Source organism: Arthrobacter sp. Y3223166 (assembly GCF_059090935.1).
The window spans coordinates 1-25,054 of record NZ_JBNHGE010000033.1; the positions used below are offsets into that span (position 1 = coordinate 1).

General features: G+C 69.1%; 26 protein-coding genes. 16 read left to right on the forward strand and 10 right to left on the reverse strand.

The window, feature by feature from the left end; translation table 11 throughout:
- The coding region (ccsB, locus tag AC5RUH_RS13105) for a c-type cytochrome biogenesis protein CcsB (RefSeq protein WP_494128796.1) at window positions 1-844 on the forward strand (844 nt) is incomplete at its 5' end.
- 184 nt (window positions 845-1,028) lie between these two features.
- Here ccsB and AC5RUH_RS13110 read toward each other — a convergent pair.
- Window positions 1,029-1,445: a PLD nuclease N-terminal domain-containing protein gene (locus AC5RUH_RS13110; RefSeq protein ID WP_494128797.1), complete on the reverse strand. Its 417-nt coding sequence runs from the start codon at window positions 1,443-1,445 to the stop codon at window positions 1,029-1,031.
- Between the two features lie 86 nt (window positions 1,446-1,531).
- Between AC5RUH_RS13110 and AC5RUH_RS13115 the strand changes: the two genes are divergently transcribed.
- A complete protein-coding gene (locus AC5RUH_RS13115; protein ID WP_494128798.1) occupies window positions 1,532-1,879 on the forward strand; it encodes a DUF4229 domain-containing protein in 348 nt (115 codons plus the stop codon).
- 46 nt (window positions 1,880-1,925) lie between these two features.
- Here AC5RUH_RS13115 and AC5RUH_RS13120 read toward each other — a convergent pair whose 3' ends face one another.
- The 3 genes from AC5RUH_RS13120 to AC5RUH_RS13130 all read right to left on the reverse strand — a co-directional run bounded on the left by AC5RUH_RS13120 (window position 1,926) and on the right by AC5RUH_RS13130 (window position 5,048).
- On the reverse strand, window positions 1,926-2,807 hold the full coding sequence (locus AC5RUH_RS13120) for a 1,4-dihydroxy-2-naphthoate polyprenyltransferase (RefSeq protein WP_494000622.1): 882 nt from the start codon (window positions 2,805-2,807) through the stop codon (window positions 1,926-1,928).
- 122 nt (window positions 2,808-2,929) lie between these two features.
- On the reverse strand, window positions 2,930-4,087 hold the full coding sequence (locus AC5RUH_RS13125) for an AMP-binding protein (protein WP_494049487.1): 1,158 nt from the start codon (window positions 4,085-4,087) through the stop codon (window positions 2,930-2,932).
- A gap of 10 nt (window positions 4,088-4,097) precedes the next feature.
- Window positions 4,098-5,048, reverse strand: a complete 951-nt coding sequence (locus AC5RUH_RS13130) for a 1,4-dihydroxy-2-naphthoyl-CoA synthase (protein WP_494023277.1) — start codon at window positions 5,046-5,048, stop codon at window positions 4,098-4,100.
- Window positions 5,049-5,218: 170 nt separating this feature from the next.
- Here AC5RUH_RS13130 and AC5RUH_RS13135 point away from each other — a divergent pair, with 170 nt between their 5' ends.
- From AC5RUH_RS13135 to paaZ, 6 genes are all read left to right on the forward strand, one after another.
- Complete coding sequence (locus AC5RUH_RS13135; RefSeq protein WP_494128799.1) at window positions 5,219-5,692, forward strand: SRPBCC family protein; 474 nt, start codon at window positions 5,219-5,221, stop codon at window positions 5,690-5,692.
- A gap of 176 nt (window positions 5,693-5,868) precedes the next feature.
- The gene (locus AC5RUH_RS13140) at window positions 5,869-7,080 is read left to right on the forward strand and encodes a thiolase family protein (protein ID WP_494000619.1); all 1,212 of its coding nucleotides are present in this window, start codon (window positions 5,869-5,871) and stop codon (window positions 7,078-7,080) included.
- Entirely contained in the window at window positions 7,080-7,967 is an 888-nt protein-coding gene (locus AC5RUH_RS13145; protein WP_494128800.1) for an enoyl-CoA hydratase/isomerase family protein, read from the forward strand. Before AC5RUH_RS13140 ends, AC5RUH_RS13145 begins: the two co-directional genes overlap by 1 nt.
- Window positions 7,968-7,972: 5 nt before the next feature.
- On the forward strand, window positions 7,973-8,836 hold the full coding sequence (locus tag AC5RUH_RS13150; RefSeq protein ID WP_494001297.1) for a 3-hydroxyacyl-CoA dehydrogenase family protein: 864 nt from the start codon (window positions 7,973-7,975) through the stop codon (window positions 8,834-8,836).
- 23 nt (window positions 8,837-8,859) lie between these two features.
- Entirely contained in the window at window positions 8,860-9,567 is a 708-nt protein-coding gene (locus AC5RUH_RS13155; RefSeq protein WP_494128801.1) for a tyrosine-protein phosphatase, read from the forward strand.
- Between the two features lie 159 nt (window positions 9,568-9,726).
- On the forward strand, window positions 9,727-11,796 hold the full coding sequence (paaZ, locus tag AC5RUH_RS13160; protein WP_494000616.1) for a phenylacetic acid degradation bifunctional protein PaaZ: 2,070 nt from the start codon (window positions 9,727-9,729) through the stop codon (window positions 11,794-11,796).
- Here paaZ and AC5RUH_RS13165 read toward each other — a convergent pair.
- From AC5RUH_RS13165 to AC5RUH_RS13190, 6 genes are all read right to left on the reverse strand, one after another.
- Entirely contained in the window at window positions 11,777-12,505 is a 729-nt protein-coding gene (locus tag AC5RUH_RS13165) for a nicotinamide mononucleotide transporter (protein ID WP_494049490.1), read from the reverse strand. The genes paaZ and AC5RUH_RS13165 overlap by 20 nt on opposite strands.
- A 23-nt stretch (window positions 12,506-12,528) precedes the next feature.
- Window positions 12,529-13,203 (reverse strand): nicotinamide mononucleotide transporter, encoded by a 675-nt coding sequence (locus AC5RUH_RS13170; RefSeq protein WP_494128810.1) that lies wholly within the window; start codon window positions 13,201-13,203, stop codon window positions 12,529-12,531.
- A 166-nt stretch (window positions 13,204-13,369) separates the two neighbouring features.
- A complete protein-coding gene (locus AC5RUH_RS13175; RefSeq protein ID WP_494000614.1) occupies window positions 13,370-13,999 on the reverse strand; it encodes a TetR/AcrR family transcriptional regulator in 630 nt (209 codons plus the stop codon).
- An 86-nt stretch (window positions 14,000-14,085) separates the two neighbouring features.
- On the reverse strand, window positions 14,086-15,423 hold the full coding sequence (paaK, locus tag AC5RUH_RS13180) for a phenylacetate--CoA ligase PaaK (RefSeq protein WP_494076350.1): 1,338 nt from the start codon (window positions 15,421-15,423) through the stop codon (window positions 14,086-14,088).
- 78 nt (window positions 15,424-15,501) lie between these two features.
- The gene (locus AC5RUH_RS13185; RefSeq protein WP_494000612.1) at window positions 15,502-16,005 is read right to left on the reverse strand and encodes a hotdog fold thioesterase; all 504 of its coding nucleotides are present in this window, start codon (window positions 16,003-16,005) and stop codon (window positions 15,502-15,504) included.
- Between the two features lie 88 nt (window positions 16,006-16,093).
- Window positions 16,094-18,286 (reverse strand): S9 family peptidase, encoded by a 2,193-nt coding sequence (locus tag AC5RUH_RS13190; RefSeq protein WP_494128802.1) that lies wholly within the window; start codon window positions 18,284-18,286, stop codon window positions 16,094-16,096.
- Window positions 18,287-18,478: 192 nt separating this feature from the next.
- Between AC5RUH_RS13190 and paaA the strand changes: the two genes are divergently transcribed.
- From paaA to AC5RUH_RS13230, 8 genes are all read left to right on the forward strand, one after another.
- Window positions 18,479-19,471 (forward strand): 1,2-phenylacetyl-CoA epoxidase subunit PaaA, encoded by a 993-nt coding sequence (gene paaA, locus AC5RUH_RS13195; protein WP_494000610.1) that lies wholly within the window; start codon window positions 18,479-18,481, stop codon window positions 19,469-19,471.
- A gap of 24 nt (window positions 19,472-19,495) precedes the next feature.
- A complete protein-coding gene (gene paaB / locus AC5RUH_RS13200; RefSeq protein WP_494001295.1) occupies window positions 19,496-19,825 on the forward strand; it encodes a 1,2-phenylacetyl-CoA epoxidase subunit PaaB in 330 nt (109 codons plus the stop codon).
- Window positions 19,822-20,649 carry a 1,2-phenylacetyl-CoA epoxidase subunit PaaC gene (gene paaC / locus AC5RUH_RS13205; RefSeq protein WP_494000609.1) on the forward strand — a complete coding sequence of 276 codons (828 nt, stop codon included), beginning with the start codon at window positions 19,822-19,824 and terminating at the stop codon, window positions 20,647-20,649. The genes paaB and paaC overlap by 4 nt, the downstream gene beginning before the upstream one ends.
- A 32-nt stretch (window positions 20,650-20,681) precedes the next feature.
- Window positions 20,682-21,218, forward strand: a complete 537-nt coding sequence (gene paaD, locus AC5RUH_RS13210; RefSeq protein WP_494025369.1) for a 1,2-phenylacetyl-CoA epoxidase subunit PaaD — start codon at window positions 20,682-20,684, stop codon at window positions 21,216-21,218.
- Window positions 21,219-22,373: a 1,2-phenylacetyl-CoA epoxidase subunit PaaE gene (paaE, locus tag AC5RUH_RS13215; protein WP_494000607.1), complete on the forward strand. Its 1,155-nt coding sequence runs from the start codon at window positions 21,219-21,221 to the stop codon at window positions 22,371-22,373. It begins immediately after the preceding gene.
- A 41-nt stretch (window positions 22,374-22,414) separates the two neighbouring features.
- A complete protein-coding gene (locus tag AC5RUH_RS13220; protein ID WP_494001294.1) occupies window positions 22,415-23,182 on the forward strand; it encodes an enoyl-CoA hydratase/isomerase family protein in 768 nt (255 codons plus the stop codon).
- Window positions 23,183-23,333: 151 nt separating this feature from the next.
- Window positions 23,334-24,293, forward strand: coding sequence for a 2-hydroxyacid dehydrogenase (locus tag AC5RUH_RS13225; RefSeq protein WP_494128803.1), 960 nt, complete (start codon window positions 23,334-23,336; stop codon window positions 24,291-24,293).
- A 120-nt stretch (window positions 24,294-24,413) separates the two neighbouring features.
- Complete coding sequence (locus AC5RUH_RS13230; protein WP_494076347.1) at window positions 24,414-25,049, forward strand: dihydrofolate reductase family protein; 636 nt, start codon at window positions 24,414-24,416, stop codon at window positions 25,047-25,049.
- Window positions 25,050-25,054: the final 5 nt, after the last annotated feature.

Consider the following 25,054-nt stretch of genomic DNA (forward strand, 5'->3'; position numbering starts at 1 on the left):
GGCGTCGGCAGCTGCAGGCGCGAGGGCGGCCGGCGCGGGCGCCGGCGTCGAGATGGCCGCGGACTCGATGAACTACGGCAAGGAACGGCGTGCCGCCGCCCGGATCGGCGTGGCCCTGAGCGTGCTGGCTACCGTCATCCTGGCCGCCGGCGTGGTGGCCCGCGGCCTGGCCGCCCACCGCGTGCCGTGGGGCAACATGTACGAGTTCTGCACCACGGGTGCGCTGATGGTGGCAGTGGTCTACCTGATTGCGCTGACCCGCAAGGACCTTCGCTTCCTCGGCTCGTTCGTGATCGGCCTTGTGGTCGTCATGCTGATCGCGGCGTCCATCGGGTTCCCGACGCCGGTGGCCCACCTCGTGCCCGCCCTGCAGAGCTACTGGCTGATCATCCACGTCTCGGTCGCCGTGCTCGCGTCGGCGCTGTTCACGTTGACGTTCGCCATGTCCGTGCTGCAGCTCGTGCAAGCGAAACGCGAGGCCCGCGGCCGCGCCGGCAAGGCGGACAAGCTGGCCTTCATGCGGCTGGCTCCCTCGGCGCTGACACTGGAGAACGCCGCCTACCGGCTCAACGCCGTCGGCTTCGTGTTCTGGACCTTCACGCTGGTGCTCGGCGCGATCTGGGCCGAACAGGCCTGGGGCCGTTACTGGGGGTGGGACACCAAGGAAGTGTGGACCTTCGTCATCTGGGTGGTCTACGCCGGCTACCTGCACGCCCGCGCCACCCGCGGCTGGACCGGTACCCGCGCAGCCTGGCTGTCCATCGTCGGTTACCTGTGCGTGGTCTTCAACTTCACGATCGTGAACGTCTTCTTCGCCGGCCTGCACAGCTACGCCGGGGTCTAGGACAAGCCGCCGGCATCGGCCAAAGGCCGCGGCCCGAATCAAGACAAAGGACCGCAGCCTCCGAATCAACAGAAGGCCCGCAGCCCCCGAATCAACGGAAGGCCCGCAGCCCATCGGGGCGGCGGGCCTTCTGCGGGTCCGGGGACCGGCGGGAGCCGGACGCCGGCGTCAGGTCAGCGGGCGCCTAGCGGGGCCCGTTCTCCGGGTCGTCTTCGCTCAACTGGCGGTCGTCATGGGCCGCGGGCTTGTCCTCGCCGCCGTGCTTGGGGTCCTCGCGCTTCTTGAGCTCCTGCTCCTTGCGGTTCAGTTCCTCTTCACGTTGTTTGGCGCGGCGCTGCGCATCGAGCGTGCGCAGGAAGGCGATGTCATCGTCCGGGGCCACCGGGCGGGGAGCCTGCTGGGCCTGCCGGCCGCCCGTCCTGGGGCGGCCCCACACGAACCACATCAGGGCTCCGATCAGGGGCACCAGGATGATTGTGAGGATCCATCCCGGTTTTGAGATACTGCGCACCTCGTGCGGCCGCGACCGGATGCACTCGATGAGGGCATAGATCACCACCGCGAGGGCCAGAACCGCGAGCAGGACAAAGAGACGGACCATGAGTCAATTGTAGGTGAGCGTTAAGCCGGGGGCTGATGAATCTTCGGACCGGCCGGACGATCTCGCGGGCAGCGTAAACTTGAGGCGTGGCTTTTTGGAAATTCAGCGCCCTGCGTCTCGGCATCATGGCCGTCATCTTTGTCATCTGCCTGTTTTTGAGGCTGGGTGTCGTCTACTCGGCCCTCGCCGCAGCGATCATGGGCTGGTGCATCACGTACCTGTTCTTCCGCAAGATGAGGGACGAAGCGGGGGCGGCACTGGCGCGCCGGTTCTCCGCCGGAGCCAAGGCACCGAGGACCTCGACGGAGATTTCGGACGCGCTGGCCGAGGACGCCGCCGTCGATCAGCACGGCGAACTGAACGTGGATTCCTACCGCAGGACCCGGGACTCCGGGCAGAAGCCGGACGGCACCCGGCCCGTGGACCGGGGCTGACCCGGCTTCGGGCGAGCCGCCGCCGCGGCTACCGGCCGGGAGGCGGCTACGACAGCCGGCTCAGCACCACGCCGAGCGCGAAGGCGGTGGCGAACCCGAGGTTAATCATCCCGGTCTGCTTGAGTACCGGGATGAGGCTTTCGCGCTTCTTGCCCTTGAGCATCAGCCAGCTCGGCGTCAGGCACGCCGGCACCAGCAGCAGCACCAGCAGGATCCACGGGAAGTCGTAGACCATGATGAGCGGTAGCAGGAGCGCCACCGCGAGCATCATGACGTAGCTGACGCGCGCCGCCTCGTCGCCCATCCGGACGGCCAGCGTCAGTTTCCCCACCTCGCGGTCCGTCGGGATGTCGCGGACGTTGTTGGCCATCAGCAGTGCCGTGGCGATCAGGCCGGTCCCGACCGCGCCGAGGAAGGACGGCCAGCTGACCTGCAGGGCCTGCGTGTAGGTGGTCCCCATGGTGGCCACAATGCCGAAGAACAGGAACACGTACACTTCGCCCAGCCCCCGGTAGCCGTAGGGGTTGTTGCCGCCGGTGTATCCCCAGGCGGCAATCACGCAGCCGACGCCCACCAGCAGCAGCGGCCAGGTCTGCGACAGGATGATCAGGGCGAGCCCGGCCACCATGGCCAGCCCAAAGCTGGCGAACGCGGCGGCCTTCACCGCTTTCGGCTTGGCCAGCCCGGACCCGGTCAACCGCAGCGGGCCCACCCGCACGTCATCGGTGCCGCGGACGCCGTCCGAATAGTCGTTCGCGTAGTTCACGCCCACCTGAAACAGGACAGCGATGAGCGCCGCGAGGAGGGCATGCAGCGGCCGGAAGGAACCCAGGTCGTAGGCGGCCGCGCTGCCGATGATCACCGGAGCGACCGCCATCGGGAGGGTGCGGGGCCGTGCCCCTTCGAACCATTGCCCGGCTGTAGCCACTGTGGAGAGTCCTTACCTGTGGGGGTTCATGCATCGTTGGCTGCGGGCAGCCGCAGCACCGGTCTATTCTCGCCCATGGAAGCGGAAGGCCGGTGCAGCCGTCGCCGCAGGAGTGGCCGATGTCACGGCGACGGCGGTTTCCCGCCACGCGAGCCGCGGTCGTGGCCGGCGGCCTCCGCCGCCGCACGGCGCAGGAGATCGGCCACGGCCAGCCGGTCCGGCTTGCCGTTGGGCAGCAGCGGCAGCGCTTCGAGGCGCACCAGGTGGCGCGGGACGGCGGGGGCGCCCAGCGCCCGGCGCACCCGGGCCTCGATGTCCGCTTCCGCGGCGGAGCCCACGACGGCGGCGCAGACTCTGGTGCCCCACTCGGGATCGTCAATCCCCGCCACCAGTGCGGCCTGGACGCCCGGCAGCCCCTCGATCGCCTCGGCGACGGCCGCCGCGGACACCTTGACGCCGCCGGTGATCAGCACGTCGTCCGCGCGCCCGATGACGGTCAGCGCGCCGGCGTCGTCCGTCTCGCCGAGGTCCTCGGTGCGGAACCAGCGCGTGCCGCCGGACGCGCTGAAATGGGCGTCGGTCAGCTGCGGATTGTCCAGGTAGCCCCCGGCAACCACGTCGCCGCCGATCAGGACCCTGCCTCGCTCCAGCCGGAGGGTGACTCCCTGGAGCGGGACGCCGTCGTACACGCAGCCGCCGCAGGTCTCGCTCATGCCGTAGGTGCGCACGATCTTCAGCGACTGTTTGGCCGCCTCCGCCCGCAGCGCCTCCGGCATCCGGGCGCCGCCGAGCAGGATGGCATCGAACCGGCGCAGCGCCTTGAGCGTTTCGGGCTCCGCCGCGGCGAGCAGCCGGTGCAGCTGGGTGGGCACCAGCGAGGTGATCCGGAACCGGTCGGTCAGGGCGGCTGCCGCGTCGGTGAACGCGCGGGCGGTGAACCCGCCGGACAGGTCCATCGCCCGGGGCCGGGTGCCGGCGTAGAGGGAGCGGACCAGAACCTGGAGGCCGGCCACGTAGTTCGGCGCCAGCGTCAGCAGCCACTGCCCCTCGCCGCCCAGCCGCAGGGCGGTGCCCATCGACGACGCGGCCAGCGCGTCGATCCCCAGCATGGTGGCCTTGGGTGTGCCGGTGGACCCCGAGGTCCGCACGACCGCGGCGGTCCCGGGAACCAGTCCGGGCGAGGACACCGGCACCGGGGTGCCGTCCGGGGCGAGTTCGACGGCGGGGCCCTCGCCGCCCAGCGCCGCGGTCAGCGCTGCCAGTGCCGGCTCGATGTCCATGCCGCCCGCCCTAGAAGTAGTAGGGGAACGACGACCAGTCGGGGTCGCGCTTGGCCAGGAAAGCTTCCTTGCCTTCGACGGCCTCGTCCGTCATGTACGCCAGGCGGGTGGCTTCACCGGCGAAGACCTGCTGGCCGGCCAGTCCGTCGTCGGCCAGGTTGAACGCGAACTTCAGCATCCGGATGGCCTGCGGGGACTGCCGGGCAATGTCCGCCGCGTATTCCAGCGCCACCTCCTCGAGCCGCTCATGGTCCACCGCCTCGTTGACGGCGCCCATGCGGACCATGTCCTCGGCCGAGTACTCCCGGGCCAGGAAAAAGATCTCGCGGGCAGCCTTCTGGCCGATCTGCCGCGCCAGCAGTGCCGAGCCGTAGCCGGCGTCGAAGCTGCCGACCGTGGCGTCGGTCTGCTTGAACTTGCCGTGCTGCCGGGAGGCGATGGTCAGATCGGACACCACGTGCAGGGAATGTCCGCCGCCGGCGGCCCAGCCGTTGACGACGGCGATGACCACCTTAGGCATGGTGCGCATCAACCGCTGGACTTCCAGAATGTGCAGCCGGCCGGCGCGGGCCGGGTCGATGAATTCGGCCGACTCGCCGGCCGCGTTTTCCACCGGGTACCGGTAACCGTCGCGGCCGCGGATGCGCTGGTCGCCGCCGGAGCAGAACGAGTGGCCGCCGTCCTTGGGCGAGGGGCCGTTGCCGGTGAGCAGCACGGTGGCCACATCGGGCGTCATCCGGGCGTGGTCCATGGCGCGGTACAGCTCGTCCACGGTGCCGGGCCGGAAGGCGTTGCGCACTTCCGGCCGGTTAAAGGCGATGCGCACCGCCGGCAGGTCGCGCACCACGTTGCCGCTTGCGTCGCGCTCCACCTGGCGGTGGTAGGTCATGTCCTGGAAGTCGAAGCCTTCCACCACGCGCCACCGCGCCGGGTCGAAGAGGTCGGAAACCTTCTCCGGCAGGGCAGGCTGCGCCGGGACTCCGGCGTGGCCGGCGGTAGTGTTGGCGGTACTGGCTGGGGCGGGGCTCTCGGAAGTCACCCTTCGAGTTTATCGTTGCCGTTCCGCGGCTGCGCCGGGAGCAGTGCCTCCACTAGGCTGTTCGAAACCTGACTCCTTCCGAAAGAGCGACCGTGGGCCATCACCTTGAAATAGTCCGGCACGTCAACGCACCGGTCGACGCCGTGTGGCGCGTGATCACCGACATCCCCGGCTCCGCCCGGACGCTGAGCTCCGTGACGCGGGTCGAGATCCTGACGCCCGGCGACTACGCCGAGGGCTTCCGGTGGCGCGAAACCCGCAAGATGATGGGCAAGGAAGCCACCGAGGAGATGTGGGTGGCGGACGTCGACGCGCCGGCGTCGACGACGGTCAAGGCGGCATCGAACGGCGCCGACTACACCACGAGGCTCACGCTCGCGCCCGTGGACGGCGGCACCCGGCTGGCCATGTTCTTCGGGGCCGAGCTGGAGAACCCGGGAACGCTCCCGAGGCTGATGATGGCGCTCTTCGGAAAGCTGGGACTGCGCGTGGCGCGCAAGCAGATGGCCAAAGACCTGGAAGAGATCGCCGCCAAGGCCGAGGGCCGGGACGAAACCGCCGGTTGAGCCGGCCGGGTTCCGTCGGGGCGCTGCCTCGGACCTTCTGCGTCACGGCAGTTGACCCCTCCCCGGCCGCGTGGGATTCTTTATAGAACGGTCGGTCGGTAATTTTAGTCGCCTGCGGCAGCCGAAGCGACCGCTCATCGTCACCGTTGAACGATCAAGCGCGAGGGATTATTTCTATGGCTGAGGCATTCCTGATTGGCGGGGCGCGGACCCCGGTTGGCCGCTACGGAGGGGCGCTCTCGGCGGTCCGTCCCGACGACCTGGCGGCGCTAGTCGTCAAGGAAGCCGTGGTCCGGGCAGGCATCGATCCGGATGCCGTCGAGGAGGTCATCCTCGGCAACGCCAACGGGGCGGGCGAGGAAAACCGCAACGTGGCCCGCATGGCCTGGCTGCTGGCGGGCTACGGCGACCACGTTCCCGGCATCACCGTTAACCGGCTGTGCGCCTCCGGCCTGAGCGCCATCATCCAGGCGTCGCACATGATCAAGGCCGGCGCCGCGGACATCGTCATCGCGGGCGGCGTCGAATCGATGAGCCGCGCACCCTGGGTGCAGGAGAAGCCGGGCAAGGCCTTCGCCAAGCCGGGCGAGATCTTCGATACCTCCATCGGCTGGCGCTTCGTCAACAAGCGCTTCGCCAGCGGCGACCTCAGCCGCGACGGCAAGATGACCTATTCCATGCCGGAAACCGCCGAGGAAGTCGCCGACGTCTACGGAATTTCCCGCGAGGACGCAGACGCCTTCGCCGTGCAGTCCCACCAGCGGGCCATCGCCGCCATCGAGGGCGGCCGGCTCAAGGAAGAAATCGTCCCGGTGACGGTCAAGGGGCGCAAGGGCGACACCGTCGTCGACACCGACGAGGGACCCCGCCCCGGCACCACCCTCGAGGTCCTGGCCGGCCTGAAGCCCATCAACCGCGCGGACGGCGTGGTGACCGCCGGCAACTCGAGTTCGCTCAACGACGGCGCCTCGGCCATCGTGGTCGCCTCCGAGGCCGCCGTCAAGAAGTTCGGCCTGACCCCCCGCGCCCGCATTGTCGACGGCGCCTCGGCCGGCGTCGCACCGGAGATCATGGGCATCGGGCCGGTGCCGGCCACCCGCAAGGTGCTGGACCGCGCCGGCTGGAGCATCGACGACCTCGGCGCCGTGGAGCTCAACGAGGCCTTCGCCACCCAGTCGCTCGCGGTGCTGCGCGACCTGAAGCTGGACCAGTCGATCGTGAACAACGACGGCGGCGCCATCGCCTTGGGGCACCCGCTCGGTTCCAGCGGATCGCGCCTGGTGGTCACCCTGCTGGGCCGGATGGAGCGCGAAGGCGCGCAGCGTGGCCTGGCCACCATGTGCGTGGGCGTCGGCCAGGGCACCTCCATGATCGTTGAGCGGGTCTGATGCTCTTCGACGACTACTCCTTCAGCACGCTGCGGCTGGACGAGCGGGAGGACCGCGTCCACCTCGCGCTGAACCGCCCGGAGGTCCGCAACGCCATCGACCAGGCCATGGTGGACGAACTGCATGCCGTCTGCGCCGTCCTGGAACGGGCGCCGAGGATCCTCATCTTGTCCGGCACCGAGGTCAACGGCAAGGGAATATTCGCCTCCGGTGCGGACATCTCCCAGCTGCGCGAACGCCGTCGTGATGACGCCTTGGCCGGAATCAATTCCACGGTATTCCACCGCATTGCCCAGCTGCCGATGCCGGTCATCGCGGCGCTCGACGGCTTCGCGCTGGGCGGGGGAGCGGAACTGGCCTACGCCGCCGACTTCCGCATCGCCACGCCTTCCGTCAAGATCGGGCAGCCCGAGGTCGGCCTGGGCATCATGGCCGCGGCGGGGGCCACCTGGCGCCTGAAGGAACTGGTGGGCGAGCCGCTGGCCAAGGAGATCCTGTTGGCCGGCCGCATCCTGGACGCCGAAGAAGCGCTGGCGGCCCGCCTCGTCACCGAGATCCACGAGCCGGCCGCGCTCCTCGACGCCGCGCATGCGCTGGCCGACCGGATCGGCAAGCAGGATGCGCTGGCCGTGCGCATCACCAAGTCGGTGTTCCATACCCCGCGCGAGGCGCACCCGATGATCGATACCATCGCCCAGGGCATCCTGTTCGAGTCGCAGGCCAAGTTCGACCGGATGCAGGCCTTCCTAGATAAGAGCGCGGCCAAGAGCGCGGCCAAGAGCGCGGCCAAGAGCGCAGCCCGCAGTGCGGTCAAGACGGCTGCCGCCGCCCCGGACGGGGACGCCGTCCGAAGCCCCGGCGCCGCAGAGCAGCAAGGATCGAAGTGAGCGAGATGAATTCTGTGCAGACTATTCCCAACAACGTCGGTGTCCTCGGCGGCGGGCGCATGGGCGCCGGCATCGCCCACGCGTTCCTGACGGCGGGAGCCGACGTCGTCGTGGTGGAACGCGACGAGGCCGCCGCCGAGGCGGCCCGCGAGCGCGTGACGGGGGCGCTGGCCAAGAGCGTGGAGCGCGGCACGGCCACCGAACCCCTGGACGCGCTCAAGTCCCGGCTGTCGGTCTCCGTCGACTACGGTTCGTTCGCCGCGTGCGGGCTGGTCGTGGAAGCGGTGCCGGAGGACTTCGAGCTGAAGGCCACCGCGCTGAAGGCCGTCGAGGCCCAGCTGTCCCCGACGGCCTGGCTGGCGACGAACACGTCCTCGCTGTCCATCGCCAAGCTGGCCGACCAGTTGCAGCGCCCGGCGAACTTCTGCGGCCTGCACTTCTTCAACCCGGTCCCGGCCTCGCAGCTGGTCGAAGTGGTGCTGGCCCCGAAGACGTCGGAAGAGCTCGCCGCCGCCTCCAGGAGCTGGGTCGAGGCACTGGGGAAGACCGCCGTCGTCGTCAACGACGCGCCGGGGTTTGCCTCCTCCCGGCTGGGGGTGGCCATCGCGCTGGAAGCCATGCGCATGGTGGAAGAGGGCGTGGCATCCGCGGCGGACATCGACGCCGCGATGGTGCTGGGCTACAAGCACCCGGTCGGCCCGCTCAAGACCACCGACATCGTGGGGCTGGATGTGCGCCTCGGCATCGCCGAATACCTCCATTCCACGCTCGGGGACCGGTTTGCCCCGCCGCAGATCCTCCGCGACAAGGTGGCCCGCGGCGAACTCGGCCGCAAGTCCGGCAAGGGTTTCTTCGACTGGGAGGACTAGCCGCCCGGCGGTAGGCTGCTGCAATGTCGTCCGAACGGTCCCGCGATGCCGGCGCTGTTGCCTGGGAAGGCGCGGTCAACGCCCGCAGGGTGGCGGGGGACATCTTCCGCATGGGCCGCGCCGAATGGCTGACCGCCGCGGGCTGGCAGCAGGCGTACGACGACGGCGTGCGCACCATCGTGGACCTGCGGAACCCGGGCGAGCGCTCGCGCCGGCCGACCGATCCGGTGGTGCCGGCCGGGGCCCTGGATAAATTCACGGTGCTCAACCGGCCGACCGAAGAGCCCGGGCACGCGGAGTTCGCCAACAGCGCCCCGTACATGAACCACCCGCGTTTCTACCTGGACAACGTGCGGGTCTTCCCGCACCTGATCGCCGAGGTGTTCCGCACCCTGGCACACGCGGAGGGCGCCGTCGTCGTCCACTGCTCCGCCGGGCGGGACCGCACGGGCATGGTCTCCATGATGCTGCTGCAGCTCGCGGGTGTCCCGGCCGAGCGGATCGCCGACGCGCACGAGCTGGGCATTCGGGGCATCAACGACTGGCACAGGGTCAGCCCCTACCCGCATCCGGTGGAGCGGTACGTTGGCGGCGACGAGCTGGAGGCGCGGGTGGCGGAGATGCGCGGGTCCCTGCTGCAGGTCTTGGCCCAGCTGGAGGTGGAGCCGTTCCTGCTGCGCCATGGCCTGACGCCCGCCGATGTCGACGCGCTCCGCCGCCGGCTCGCCTGAATCCTTCGGCGGGCGGGCGCCATGCGGTCACCGAAAAGGGGCTGTGCCGGCTGCGGCTGTCATGTAGGCTGGATACGTTACCGACCGACCGTTCAGTATTTTATGTCCCGCCCCATCCTGCGCCAGCACCGGGGCCGGGCGAAGAAAGGGCTGTCAACGATGACCTCTACCGCCGTTGATGTCGAAATTGTTCCCAGCTACATCCAGGATGCCTGGTGGACCCCCGAGGGCGATGTGTCCGGCACCGAGGTCCGCGATGCCAGCACCGGCGCCGTGCTCGCCCGGGTCAGTACGGACGGCCTCGACCTCGCCGCAGCCGTCGAACATGGCCGCACCGTCGGCCAGGCCTCGCTGGGCCGGCTGACCTTCCACCAGCGCGCGCTCAAGCTCAAGGAGTTGGCCCAGTACCTGAATGCGCGGCGCGATGCGCTGTATGAGGTTTCGCACCGCACCGGCGCCACCAAGATCGACAACATGATCGACATCGACGGCGGCATCGGCGTGCTCTTCACCTTCGGGTCCAAGGGGCGGCGCGAACTGCCGAACTCGCAAATCGTGGTGGACGGCCCGGCAGAGGTGCTGGCCAAGGACGGCTCGTTCATGGGCCAGCACATCTACACCCGGATTCCCGGCGTGGCCGTGCAGATCAATGCCTTCAACTTCCCGGTGTGGGGCATGCTCGAGAAGTTCGCGCCGGCCTTCATCGCCGGCGTGCCCACCATCGTCAAGCCGGCCACTCCCACCGGTTACGTGGCCGCCGCCGCTGTGAAGCTGATCATCGAGTCCAACATCCTGCCGGCCGGTTCACTCCAGCTGATTTCCGGTTCTGCCCGTGACCTGCTGGACCATTTGGATTACCGCGACGCCGTGGCCTTCACCGGGTCCGCCGACACCGCGAACCTGCTGAAGTCCCACCCGAACGTGGCCCAGGGCGGCATCCGTTTCACCGCCGAGGCGGATTCGCTCAACGCCGCGATCCTCGGGCCCGACGCGGTGCCGGGCACCCCGGAGTTCGACGCGTACATCAAGTCGCTGGTCACCGAAATGACGGCCAAGGCGGGCCAGAAGTGCACCTCGATCCGCCGCGCCATCGTCCCCAAGGACCGCATGCAGGACGTCGCCGACGCCGTGCGTGCCCGGATCGAACAGCGCGTCGTCGTCGGCGACCCGAGGGCCGAAGGCGTCACCATGGGCGCGCTCGCTTCGGTGGAGCAGCTTGACGACGTCCGCGCAGCCGTCCAGGCCATGATCGATGCCGGCGGCGAGCTCGCCTACGGCACGCTCGATTCGCCGCAGGTTACCCGCGCCGACGGGACCGTGGGCGACTCCGAGGGCGCCTTCATGTCGCCGGTGCTGCTGACCTGGGCCGATGCCGAGGCCGACGCCGTGCATTCGCTGGAAGCCTTCGGCCCGGTTTCCTCCGTCATCGGCTACGAGGACCTCGACGACGCCGTCCGGCTGGCCGCGAAGGGCTCCGGTTCGTTGGTGGCCACCGTCGCCACCAACGACCCCGAGGCCGCCCGCGTGCTGGTTACCGGGATCGCCGCCCACCACGGCCGCGTGCTGGTGCTCAACCGCGAAGACGCCAAGACGTCCACCGGCCACGGTTCCCCCGTGCCGCACCTGGTCCACGGCGGACCGGGCCGCGCCGGCGGCGGCGAGGAATTGGGCGGCATCCGCTCCGTGCTGCACCACATGCAGCGCACCGCCATCCAGGGTTCGCCGAACATGCTCACCGCCGTGACCGGCGTGTGGCATACCGGCGCCGACCAGTATTTCGACGACGTGCACCCGTTCCGCAAGAACCTGGCCACACTGCGGATCGGCGACGCCATCCGTTCGGAGCTCCGCCAGGTCACGCTTGAGGACATCACCGCGTTCGCCAACGAAACCGGCGACACCTTCTACGCCCACACCAACCAGGAGGCCGCCGCCGCCAACCCGTTCTTCCCCGGCATTGTGGCGCACGGTTACCTGCTGCTCGCCTGGGGTGCCGGGCTGTTCGTGGAGCCGGCACCGGGACCGGTGCTGGCGAACTACGGCTTGGAGAACCTGCGCTTCATCACTCCGGTGGCAGCCGGCGACTCGATCCGGGTGACCCTCACCGCCAAGCGCATCACCCCGCGCGAGACGGACGAATACGGCGAGGTCGCCTGGGACGCCGTGCTGACCAACCAGAACGACGAGATCGTCGCGACCTACGACGTGCTCACACTGGTGGAGAAGTAGCCGGAGCTCCTCCTCCTGCCGCGTCCCCGGCGGCCCGGGCCCCGGGGACGGGCAGGAACACCACCGTGTGCCAACGCCAGAAGGCGAACAGCACCAGCAGCACGGTGGCGCCATACAGCAGCTGCGGCGTCGGCTGGCTGGGAAAGACCAGCGAGGTGGCCAGCTGCACCACGGCAAAAGCCAGCCACAGCCACCAGGCCTCATAGATCCGGTGCGCCAACCCCAGATACACCACCGTCATCACCGCCGCGTAGAACGCCTGGAGCAGGAGGACGGTCAGCAGGCCGCCCTCCAAGGGAAAGCCCGCCTGAATATCGCTGGCCACGAAAACCACCGTGGCGGCGATGAGGACCAGCACGGCGGCCGCCCAGGTTCGGCCCGTTGCCCGCTGCACCCACACCGCCGGGCCGGCTGCACCCGGCGCAAGGAGCGGGGCGGCGGACCGCCAGCGCCACGCGCCGTAGCAGGGCAGCAGCAGCGCCACGCCGATCGAGGCATCGACGAAGAACCCGCCGCCGCCGTCGAAAGCCGGCGTAAGCAGCAGCAGGAAGACCAGGGCCTCCTGCACCAGCAGCACGGGCCAGGCCCAGCGGGAGTGGAGGCCGAACAGGAAGACCGTCAGCAGGCCCACCGACGCCTGCAGGTAGCCCACGGAAACCAGCGCGCCGGCAGGACCGTCCAGGACCTTCAAGGCCATGATCCAGTCCATGCCGCCGCCCTCCCGTCAGCTGGTTATGCGGCCCGTCCCGCCGAGCCGGGACCGGGAGCGGCCGGACGACCGGGAGCGGCCGGACGCCCCGGATGCACCGGCGCTAACCGGTGTTTGCTCCGCACCGGCCGCCGCAAGGCCGCCTGCCAGCCCAGGTAACCAAAGACCTGGAGTCCGGCCGCTATCGCGCCGTACAGCGAGACCCAGACCGGTGCGTCCCGGATGGCGGAGAGGAACATGGTGGACAGCGAGAGCGCAACGCCCAGCCACCACGACTGCAGGATGCCGTGGGCGAAGCCCAGGTACATGACGGCCGGGAGTGCGGCCAGCAGGGCGTTGAACAGGTACAGGGGGCCGATCTCGGCAACCGGGGTGACGCCGGCGAACCCGTTGAGCAGGAACAGCAGCAGCAACAGCCCAGCGCCGATTCCCCACTCACGCCCGTGGGCGGAGCGGAGCGGGACACGGACGCCTTCCCGCCGGTACTGGGTCCACTTCCACAGGCCGTAGAGGGCAGCAGCCAGCACAAAAACGGTGCTTGTGTTCAACCGGCCGTAGGGGATCCCGGTGGCCAGCAGCACGGCGGTAGCGGCCACCGGCAGCAACCAGGCCCACGGCACGCGGTAGGCGAACAGGACAATGGCGGCGATCGTGAGCGCCATGCTGAGCGCCGAGACCCACCCGAACTCCCCATCCATATCGATCACGTCCCCATAACATCGAATGGTGAGGTCAGCCTAGCAGGGGAGGACGGCGAATTCAGCAGGTACGCCGGCTCCGTCGGGCGGCCGCGGATCCGCGAGGGTGCGGCCGGCGCTGCCGCCGGGAATCAGGCGTTGGTGCGGGCCGGCGCTGCGCCGGGAGTCAGGCGATGACGCGGGCCGCGGCAGGCAGGTGGAGGCCGTCGAACATCATGGCGATCAGGTCGTCGGCGAGCTTCTGCGGGGACAGCGATCCGCCCGGTTTGTACCACTCGACAATGGAGTTGATCGTGCCGAACAGCAACCTGGCCGTGGTCCTCGGGTCGATGTCCCCGCGCAGGGAGCCCTCGGCCCGGGCGGCGTCCACCAGGTCCGCCACCTTGTGGTCGAACGCGCGCCGGCGGTCCAGCGCGTCGCGTTCGATCTCGGTGTTGCCGCGCAGGCGCAGCAGCAGGGTGACGTAGGGCAGTTTTTCGCACAGGACCTGGACGGTGCCGCGGAGCACGAACTCCAGGCGCGCATCCGCCCGGCCGGCGGAAGCCGACGGGTTTTCGAGCACGCCTTCCAGGCTGCCGAGGGCCTCATCCAGGGCCAGGCGCAGCAGGTCGCCCTTGGAGGGAACGTGGTGGTAGATGGCGCTCTTGGAGATGCCCAGATTCTCGGCGAGGATGCCCATGGAGGTTGCCTCGTAGCCGTGCTTGTTGAACACGGCGACGGCGACGTTCAGCACCGACTGCTGGTCGTAGCCCGGGCGGCCGCGGCGGGCGGTCTCCTGGGTCCTTGTTTTCGCCATTGTCCTATTCTCCCACGACCGTTAGGTCAGTTATGCGGCGGGCGGTGCCTGCACAGGCCTGCTGCCGCCCGCCGCTCCCACATCCGTCAGGCGTTGTCGCGCAGGTCGTAGACCCTGCGCAGCTTGCCGCTGGACCGCGCGAGGGTGCCGGGGTCCGCAACCACGATCTTGCAGCTGGAGCCGACGTGGATCTTGATCTGGCGCTGCAGCTCCCGGGCCGCTTCGGTTGCCTTGGCGGGGGTGCAGTCTTCGCGGCGTTCGATCTTGACGGTGAGCTCGTCCATCCGGTGCGGCCGGCTGATCTCCAGCTGGAAATGCGGGCTCAGGCCGGGGATGCGCAGGGCGATCTCCTCGATCTGGGTGGGGAAGAGGTTCACGCCGCGCAGGATGATCATGTCGTCGGAGCGCCCGGTGATCCGGCCGATGCGGCGCATGTTCGGCCGCCCGGTGCCGGGCAGCAGCCGGGTGAGGTCGTGCGTGCGGTAGCGGATCACCGGCATGGCCTCCTTGGTCAGCGACGTGAACACCAGCTCACCGGACTCGCCGTCGCCCAGCACCCGGTCGGTGAGCGGGTCGACGATTTCCGGCCGGAAGTGGTCCTCCCAGATGGTGGAGCCGTCCTTGTAGTCCACGCATTCGCCGGCGACGCCGGGGCCCATGACCTCGGAGAGTCCGTAGATGTCGCAGGCGTCGATGTCGAGCTTGCCTTCCAGCTCGTGGCGCATCTCATCGGTCCACGGCTCGGCGCCGAGCACGGCGACCTTCAGCGACGTCTTCGCGGGATCGACGCCGGCGTGCTCCATCGCGTCCACGATGGTGAGCAGGTAGGTGGGGGTGCAGAGAATGGCGTCCGGTTCGAAGTCCTGGATCAGCTGGATCTGCTTCTCGGTCTGGCCGCCGGACATGGGGATGACGGTGCAGCCGAGCTTCTCCGCGCCGTAATGTGCCCCGAGCCCGCCGGTGAACAGGCCATAGCCGTAGGCATTGTGGACCTTCCAGCCCTTCTTGACGCCGGAGGCGCGGATGGAGCGCGCGAACAGCGTCTCCCAGTTCTGGATGTCCCGGCGGGTGTAGCCCACCACGGTGGCGCGGCCGGTGGTGCCCGAGGAGGCGTGGATCCGGGCCACTTCCTCCTGCGGCACGGCAAACATGCCGAACGGGTAGGACCGGCGCAGGTCTTCCTTGTCCGTGTAGGGGAACTTGGCCAGGTCGGACAGTTCCTTGAGGTCCTCCGGCCGGACGCCGGCGTCGTCGAACTTCTGCTTGTACATGGGCACGCGCTCATAGGCGTAGGCGACCGTGTGCTGCAGGCGCTTCAGCTGGAGGGCTTCCAGCTCGTCCCGGCTCATCAGCTCCTCCGGGTCGAGGGTGTCCTCGGCGGCGGGAGTGGTCTTGCGGGCTTTCGTACCGGTGGTGGTCGTCATGGGAACGGTCCTTTAATGCGGGTCGGGCAGTGCTGTCGGTGAAGGCTGGGGGCGTCGCTGTCCGGAGCTGCGGCGCAGTCAGGGCTTTCGCTGGTTGCGGGCGGGGTTGGGGACGGTGCGGGAACGGCCGCGGAATTCGAGCAGAACGTCGGCACCGCCGTCCGGTTTCTCCTGGGTGACGGTGATGTCGTACAGGCCGCTCCGCCCCGTCTGGTTGACCAGCCGGGCGGTCGCGGTCAGCAGCCGGCCGGCGAATCCCGGGTTGAGGAAATTGACGTCGACGCCGGAGGCCACCGTGATGGTGCTGCCGTCGCCGTCGGGGTCGTTGCAGGCCAGCGCGAAGGCCACGTCGGCGAACGCGAACACCATGCCGCCCTGCGCCATGCCGAAGCCGTTGAGCATCTCTTCGCGCAGCCGCATCTCGATCACGACGTCGCCAAACTCCGCCTTCACGACTTCCACGCCCATCCAGCGTGCGGCCTGGTCGTTGACGAAGGCCGGGTGCACGGGCCGTTCGCCCGGCTGCAGCTCGTTGCTTTCCGCCGGAACGTCCCGGGAAGTGTCGACGTCGATGTCCGTCATGGAAGCCCCTCGCTGTTCATTACCGAATGTTCATTAGGTAATCCTGATTTGTGATTCAAGTCAAGGCGGCCGGGGATCGCCGGGCGGGTTAGGCCAGCTCGGTGGCGCCGATCGCGTCGAGGGCGAAGGCGTAATCCCAGGCCCGGTCCTTCCAGGCCTCGTACCGTCCGGACGCGCCGCCGTGGCCGGCGTCCATCTCGGTCTTGAGCACGATCGGTTCGGTGCCGGTTGTGGCCTCCCGGAGGGCCGCCACCCACTTGGCCGGCTCCACGTACAGCACCCGGGTGTCGTTGAAGCTGGTGACCGCGGCGATCTTCGGATACGCGGCCGGCCTGACATTCTCGTAGGGCGTGTACGACTTCATGTACGCGTAGGTCTCGGGGTCCGTGATCGGGTTGCCCCACTCCTCCCACTCCAGCGCCGAAAGCGGCAGGTCCGGGTCCAGGATCGAGGTCAGCGCGTCGACGAAGGGCACCTGCGCCACGATCGCCGCGTACTTCTCCGGCGCCAGGTTGGCGACGGCGCCCATCAGCAGGCCGCCGGCGGAGCCGCCCATGGCCGCGATCCGTCCCGGATCCGCCCAGCCCGAGGCCGCCAGCCACTCGGTGGCGGCGACGAAGTCCGTGAAGGTGTTCTTCTTACGCAGCTTCTTGCCGTCCTCGTACCAGTGCCGGCCCATCTCGCCGCCGCCGCGAACGTGCGCCACCACGTAGACCACGCCGCGGTCCAGCAGCGACAGCCGCGCCGTGCTGAACGCCGGGTCCATGCTCACCTCGTAGCTGCCGTAGGCGTAGACCAGCGCCGGGTTGCTGCCGTCACGCGGCACCGAGGCCTTGCGGACCACCGACAGCGGAATCCTCGTGCCGTCCGCCGCGGCCGCCCACTCCCGCCCGGCCACGTAGTCCGCCGGGTCGTAGCCGCCGAGCACCGGCGTTTCCTTGCGCAGGTGCAGCGTGCCGGTGGCCAGCTCGTAGTCGTAGATCCGCGGCGGCGTCAGGAACGAGGTGTAGGCCAGCCGGATCACCGGCGCCTCGTAGTCGGAACCGCCGACGCCGGCGGTGAACAATTCCTCGTCGAATGCCGGCTCCGCCGGGGCAGCCTGCCCGGCCGTGCCCAAACCGACCAGGGGCAGCACCTGCACGCGCTCGATGGTGTCCTGGCGGATGGACAGCACCATATGGGTGGCGGTCACCCCGGCCCCGTTGACCCGCACGGCGTCGTCGTGCTCCACCACGGTGTCCCAGTGCTGCTCGGCCAGGGGCTTGGAGAACTCCGCGAGGTCGGCCAGCGAGACCATCGAGTTCACCGCGTCCTTGTTGTGGGTCAGCAGCACCTTCTCGGCACCGTCCAGCAGGAACGGCTCGGCGTCGTACAGCACCCGCTCGCCGCGCGGGATCAGCGTCCGCAGCCCGGCTTCCGGGTCGGAGAAGTCCAGCAGGCGCGTCTCGGAGTATTCGGAACAGCCGATCCCGATCACCAGGTGCCGGCGGTCGGAGGAGAGCTCGAACCCCATCCACATGGCCGGGTCGTCTTCCTGGTAAATCACGACGTCGGAGGCCGCCGGCGTGCCGATGGTGTGCGCCTTGATCTGGAACGGGCGCCAGGACTCGTCTACCACCGTGTAGAACACGCGGCTGCCGTCGGGATCGAACGCCAACGAGTAGAAGACGTTCTCCACGACGTCGTCCAACAGGTCGCCGGTGTCCAGGTCCTTGATCCTCAGGGTGAAGCGCTCGTCGCCGGCGAAGTCGGCGGCGTAGGCGTAGAGGCTGCCGTCTACGGTCACGGCAGAGCCGCCCAGCGAAAAGAACGGCTTGCCCTCGGCCTCGGCATTGCCGTCCAGCAGCACCTGCTCGCCGGGCACGGGCCGGCCGGCGTCGACCTGCGGGGGAGTCCAATCGGCTGCCCGGTCGCCGGTGTCCGCGGCCCGGACCCGGCACTGGATGCCGTACTGCTTGCCCTCTTCCATCCGGCCGTAGTACCACCAGCCGTCCTTGCGGACCGGAACCGACAGGTCCGTTTCCTGGGTGCGGTTCTTGATTTCATTGAAAATGGCCTCGCGCAACGGCTGCTGGTGCCCGGTGACCGCCGCCGTGTAGGCGTTCTCCGCCTCCAGGTGCGCAACCACCTCCGGGCTCTCCTTGTCCCGCAGCCACTCATAGTTGTCCACGAAGACGTCGCCGTGATGGGAGCGCTCGACGGGAACCTTGCGGGGCGACGGCGGTTCCGGCAGGGCTGCGGGGGAGGAGGCGGGGACGGTTTCGGCGGGGCTGTGCGTCATGCCACCAATATATAGAGCCCGCCCGCCCCGCCGGACGGGTTCGGCTGAGGGTGGAAGCACCGGGCCGGAAGTTATCCCGGCTGATCCCTGACGGCCGCCCTTGGCCTTGACGGTTGCGGAAAATGCGCTATATCCTGAACGAACGGTCGGTAATTATTTCGCGGCCGGATTTCGTACAGTGAGGTGACCATCGTGGCAACGCAGACCCAGGCCGGCGACTCCCAGTTGCACGCCGTGCCGTCCCCCGAGGACGAGGCCGGGAAGGCCTACTTTGACAAGATCATTGCCGAGGACTCCCGGATCGAGCCGGCCGACTGGATGCCGGAGAAGTACCGCAAGACACTGGTCCGCCAGATGTCCCAGCACGCGCACTCCGAGATCATCGGCATGCAGCCGGAGGCGAACTGGATTACCCGCGCGCCCAGCCTGAAGCGCAAGGCCATCCTGATGGCCAAGGTGCAGGACGAGGCCGGCCACGGCCTGTACCTCTACTCCGCCACCGAGACCCTGGGCACGCCCCGGCACGTCCTCAACCAGCAGCTGCTCGAGGGCAAGGCCAAGTACTCCTCGATCTTCAACTACCCGGCCAACAGCTGGGCGGACATGGGGGCCATCGGCTGGCTCGTCGACGGCGCCGCGATCGCCAACCAGGTGCCGCTGTGCCGGGCCTCCTACGGCCCCTACGGCCGGGCCATGGTACGGATCTGCAAGGAAGAGTCCTTCCACCAGCGGCAGGGCTTCGAGATCCTGCTGGAACTGGCCAACGGCACCCCGGCGCAGAAGCAGATGGCCCAGGACGCGGTCAACCGCTTCTACGCCCCGGCGCTGATGATGTTCGGCCCCACGGACACCGACTCCCCGAACTCGCAGCAGTCGATGGCCTGGAACATCAAGCGCTTCTCCAACGACGAGCTGCGCTCGCGGTTCGTGGGGATGATCCAGGAACAGGTCAAGGTCCTGGGCCTGACCCTGCCCGATGACAAAATCCGCTACAACGAGGAAACCGGCATGTGGGAGCACGGCGAACTCAACTGGGACGAATTCTACGAAGTCCTCGCCGGCCGCGGCCCCTGCAACGCGCAGCGGATGGAACGCCGCCGCGAGGCACACGAGAACGGCGCCTGGGTGCGCGAAGCAGCAGCCGCCTACGCGGACAAGAAGGCACAGAAAGCACAGGTGGCCTGAATGGCAACTGGAGACCAGACCGCAATGGCCCGACCCGTGGAGACGGCGACGGCGGAAGCCGCGTCGTCCGACAAGCAGCCCTGGCCGCTGTGGGAAGTATTCGTCCGCTCCTCGCGCGGGCTCTCCCACGTGCACGCCGGTTCGCTGCACGCCCCGGACGCCGAGATGGCCGTGCGCAACGCGCGGGATCTTTACACCAGGCGCAACGAAGGCGTCTCCCTCTGGGTGGTGCCGGCGTCGGCCATCGTGGCCAGCGATCCTGACGCGAAGGGCGAGTTCTTCGAATCGCCCAAGGGCAAGGACTACCGCCATGCCACGTACTACACGAAGAGCGAAGGGGTGAAGCACCTGTGAGCGGCGAAAGCGCCACCCGGATCACGCCGGGCAACGCCCTGCGCCCGGAGGACATTGCCGCGCAGGTGACCGAAGGCACGAAGGCCAGCCACGACGTCGGCGAGTACGCGTTGCGCCTCGGCGACGACGCCCTGATCCTGGCCCAGCGGCTGGGCTGGTGGATCTCCCGCGCGCCGGAGTTGGAAGAGGACGTCGCGCTCGCCAACATCGCGCTGGACCAGATCGGCCACGCCCGGTCGTTTCTGACCTACGCCGGCTCCGCCTGGGGCAAGTCCGAAGACGACCTGGCTTACTGGCGCGGGGAGAACGAATTCCGCTCCAGCTACCTCGTCGAACAGCCCAACGGCGACTTCGGCAGGACGATCGCCCGCCAGTTGGTCATCGCCACGTACCAGCACGAGCTGTACTCGCGGCTGGTCGATTCACAGGACGAGACCCTGGCGGCCATCGCGGCCAAGGCGCTGAAGGAAGTGGACTACCACCGCGACCACGCGGCGCAGTGGACGCTGCGGCTGGGCGACGGCACGGAAGAGTCGCACCGGCGCATCGCCGCCGGCTTCCTCTCCATCTGGCCCTACGTGGAGCAGTTGTTCCTGGACGATGAGCTGATCGACCGGCTGCCCGGCATCGCGGTGCGGCCCTCGGAACTGCGCGAAGGCTTCGACGCCTTCATCGCGGACGTCTTCGCGGAGGCAACCCTGGAGGTCCCGGACGTCCAGCCCGCCATGACGGACAAGACCCGCGTCAAACACAGTGAACACCTGGGCTACCTGCTGGCTGAGATGCAGGTGCTGGCCCGCGAACACCCCGGCGCCACCTGGTAACCAGGCCGGCCATCGGAGTAACGGAGCTATTCATGTCCACCAATACGGCCCAACGGCCGGCAGGAACCGAAGCGGCGCGCGTCTGGGACGTCGCGGCCACCGTCTGTGATCCGGAGATCCCCGTGCTGAGCATCGAGGACCTGGGCATCCTGCGGTCCGTGTCGGTGCTGGATGAAACGGACGACGGCGGGCGGCCCGCCGTCGAGGTGACCATCACCCCGACCTACTCCGGCTGCCCGGCCATGGACGCCATCCGCGACGACGTCGTCGCCGCGCTGGCGTCCGAGGGCTACGCCGACGTCCGGGTGAAGCAGGTGCTGGCCCCGGCCTGGACCACGGACTGGATGACCGCCGAGGGCAAGGCCAAGCTGAACGAGTACGGCATCGCCCCGCCGTCGGGCATGGCGCCGGTCCGCACCGGACCGGTCAGGCTGGGCCTGAGCGTCAAGTGCCCGCGCTGCGATTCCCTCAACACCCGCGAGCTGTCCCGCTACGGCTCCACGTCGTGCAAGGCGCTGTACCAGTGCAACGACTGCCATGAACCCTTCGACTACTTCAAGGTGCTCTAGATGACTACTTCCACCACGGAGGCCACGGCCGTCAAGCGCCGCGCCACCTTCCACCCGCTGACCGTCGCCGAGGTCCGCAAGCTCACGGACGAGGCCGTCGAGGTCACGTTCGAGGTGCCGGAGGAACTGCACGGCCAGTACGATTACGTGCCCGGCCAGTACGTGGCGCTGCGCACCACGCTCGAAGGCCAGGAAATCCGGCGCAGCTACTCCATCTGCGCCGAGCCGAAGCCGGGCGAAATCCGGGTGGCGATCAAGCGCGACATCGGCGGATTGTTCTCGAACTGGGCCAACGACCACCTCAAGGCCGGGGACGTCCTGGACGTCATGAGCCCCACCGGCGCCTTCATCTCCAAGCACCAGATGACGGAGATCAACCACCCCGAACAGATCAATGCCGACGCCGGGGCCACCTTCGTGGCGTTCGCCGCCGGGTCCGGCATCACGCCGGTGATCTCGATCGCGCGGACCGTGCTGGCCGCCAGCGACAGCGTTCGGTTCGACCTGGTCTACGCGAACAAGGCCGCCATGGACGTGATGTTCGTGGAGGAACTGGCCGACCTGAAGGACAAATACCCCACCCGCTTCGCGCTGCACCACGTGCTCTCCCGCGAACAGCGCATTTCGCCGCTGCTTTCCGGCAGGATCGACGCCGAGAAGCTGACCAGTCTGTTCGACAACGTGCTCCGCACCGACGACGTGGACGAATGGTTCCTCTGCGGCCCCTACGAACTGGTGCAGCTGTGCCGCGACACCCTGGCCGAACGCGGCGTGCCGGCCGAGAAGATCCGCTTCGAGCTGTTCAGCACCGGCGAGCCGACCAAACCGCAGGGCAACATCGGCCGGCCGGTGCAGCTCGACCCCAGCGCGGACAACTACGAGATCAACTTCCGGCTGGACGGGCTCTCCGGCACGGTCGCTTCGCCCAAGCATGCCCGGGAGTCGGTGCTCAACGCCGCGCTGCGCGTCCGCCCGGACGTTCCGTTCGCCTGCGCCGGCGGCGTCTGCGGCACCTGCCGCGCCAAGGTTGTCTCCGGCACGTTCACCATGGAGGAGAACTACGCGCTGGAACCGGACGAGATCGAGCGCGGCTACGTGCTGACCTGCCAGACCCACCCCACCGGCGACGAAATCACCGTCGACTACGACGCCTGACCGATCTTAAACAGCACCGACCCCGAAGGAGTCCCATGAGCATGATTGAGCTGTCCATCCAGGACAACATCGCCGAAGTGGTGCTCAACGCACCAGGCAAGATGAATGCGCTGGACGAACAGGCGGTCCATGATCTGGGCAAGGCGTACGACGACGCCGCCGCCGCCGGCGTCCGGGCGCTGCTGCTCCGCGGCGAGGGCCGCGGCTTCTGCGCCGGCCGCGACATCTCGGCGGTGGACCCGGCCACCGACGATGCCTACGGTTACCTGTCCGGCGTCGTCACCCCGGTGCTGAGGAAGATGGCGGAGTTCCCCGCACCGACCTTCGCCGCCGCGCAGGGGGCGGCGCTCGGCGTCGGGCTCGGCCTGCTGATCGCCACCGATGTGGTGTACGTGGCCGACAGCGCCAAGATCGGCTCGCCGTTCGCCAACCTGGGGGCCACCCTGGATTCGGGCGGGCACTGGCTGTTCACCGAGCGGCTCGGTGCGCACCGCACGCTGGACCTGATCTACACCGCCGAGCTGATGAGCGGCGAGGAAGCGGTGAGGGCCGGGCTGTTCAGCCGGGCCATGCCGGCGGACGAGCTGTTGGAGACCACCCGCGGCATCGTGGGCAAGGTGGCCCAGGGCGCCACCGGCGCCTTCCGGGCGTCCAAGGAGCTGGTCGCGAACATCCGCGACCAGCGGCTGGGCTTGTGGCTCGCCACCGAAGAGGAAAACGCCGCGCAGGGCCGGCTGTGCAAGAGCGACGACTACGCCGAAGGCTTCAAGGCCTTCCAGGAGAAGCGCAAGCCGGTCTTCAAGGGCTGACGGCGGGCCGAGGCCGGTGCCGCGCGGCTAGCCCGGTGCCGCGCGGCTAGCCCGGCGCCGCGATGAGCCTCTGCCCGCGCGGACGGAGGGTAGGCTTCCAGGCGAAGCCCGTTCGCGCTGCCGGGCTGCCGGCCTCTGCTCCAGGAGTCACATGAATGCCGCCCCGCCTGCCGTCACCACCGTCGCCTGCCCCGACCGGGACCTGATGGCCGCCCTGGAACCCCTGCCCACGGGGATCCGCACCGTCTATTGGGATTTCGACGGCGACCCCGAGGACGCGCGGCCCGAACAGATCGAGGCCGTGGTGCTGCCGTACCCGGACATGTCCCGGGCCGTCGCTGGCCTGCCGAAGCTGGCGAACCTGCAGCTGGTGCAGGCCCAAACCACCGGGGTTGACGGGATAGCCGCCGTCGTCGGACCGGACGTCGCCATCGCCAGCGCGGCGGGAGTGCACGCCGCCGCCACCGCCGAACTCGCCGTCGGGCTCGTGCTTGCCTCCTTGCGGGGGATCGACGTCGCCGCGCGGGACCAGTTCGAGGGCCGGTGGCGCCACGTGCGACGGCCCTCGCTGGCGGACCGAAAGGTGCTGCTCGTCGGCGTGGGCGGCATCGGCCGGGAAATCGCGCGCCGGCTGGAGCCCTTCGACGTGCAGCTGACCCGGGTGGGGACCCGCGCCCGGGACGACGGCAACGGCCACGTCCACGGCACGGACGAGTTGACGGAACTGGCGGCGTCCCACGAGGTGCTGATTCTCATCACACCCCTGACGGAAGCCACCCGCGGGCTGATCGATGCGGCGGTACTGGCGGCCCTCCCGGACGGTGCGCTTGTGGTCAACGTCGCGCGCGGGGCGGTGGTCGACACGGCGGCCCTGACCGCGGAAGTCGTCTCCGGCCGGCTGAGGTGCGCGTTGGACGTCACCGATCCCGAACCGCTGCCGCCGGACCACCCGCTGTGGCGGGCCGGCAACGCGCTGATCACCCCGCACCTGGGCGGCGACACCACGGCGTTCGAACCGCGGATCGTCCGGCTCCTGAAGAATCAGCTGGCGGCGGTCGCGGCCGGCCGGGCGCCGCAGAACCTGGTGCAGCCGGGCCGCTTTCGACCCTGAGCCCACGAATGCCCCGCCCGTGGCCTGCCGAGGCGCCCGGGTCTGGACAACCGCCTCGGCCCGAGGGCAGGATGAAGGCGGCGCGTCGGGGGCGGCGTTACGCGCCGGGAGGGAAGACCCATGGGCATCATCGTGGCCAACATGTTCCTCACCCTCGACGGCGTGTACCAGTCGCCGGGCGCGGCCGACGAGGACCCGGAGGGCGGCTTCGACTACGGCGGCTGGCAGGCGCCGTTCTTCGACGAAGCATCCGGCGAGGCGATCGGGGCGGTCATCGACCGGATCGACGCGCTGCTGCTCGGGCGGAAGACCTACGACATCTTCGCGTCCTACTGGCCCAATGCCGGCGAGGACTCTCCGATCGCGGTGAAGTTCAACGCGGTGCCGAAGTACGTCGTGTCGACCACGCTCACCGAGCCCGCCTGGGCGGGCACCACCGCGTTGCACGATGCGATGGCGGCCGCCCACCTTCGCGAGCGGCACGACGAGGTGCACGTGTTCGGCAGCGGCGACCTGTTGCAGTCGTTGTTCACCGAGGACGTGGTCGGCCGCCTCAACCTCTTTCTGTATCCGCTCACGGTGGGCAGCGGGAAGCGCCTCTTCGGCGCCGGCACCATCCCGGCATCCTTCCGCCTCGCCGGCCCCGCCCGCTCCTTCGAGAAGGGCGCGGTGGCGCTGGTATATGAGCGGGCGGGCGGGGTCGAGACGGGCAACATGAACGAAGTCGCGGCGCCCCCGGGCGGGAACGGCGGCTGAGCGCG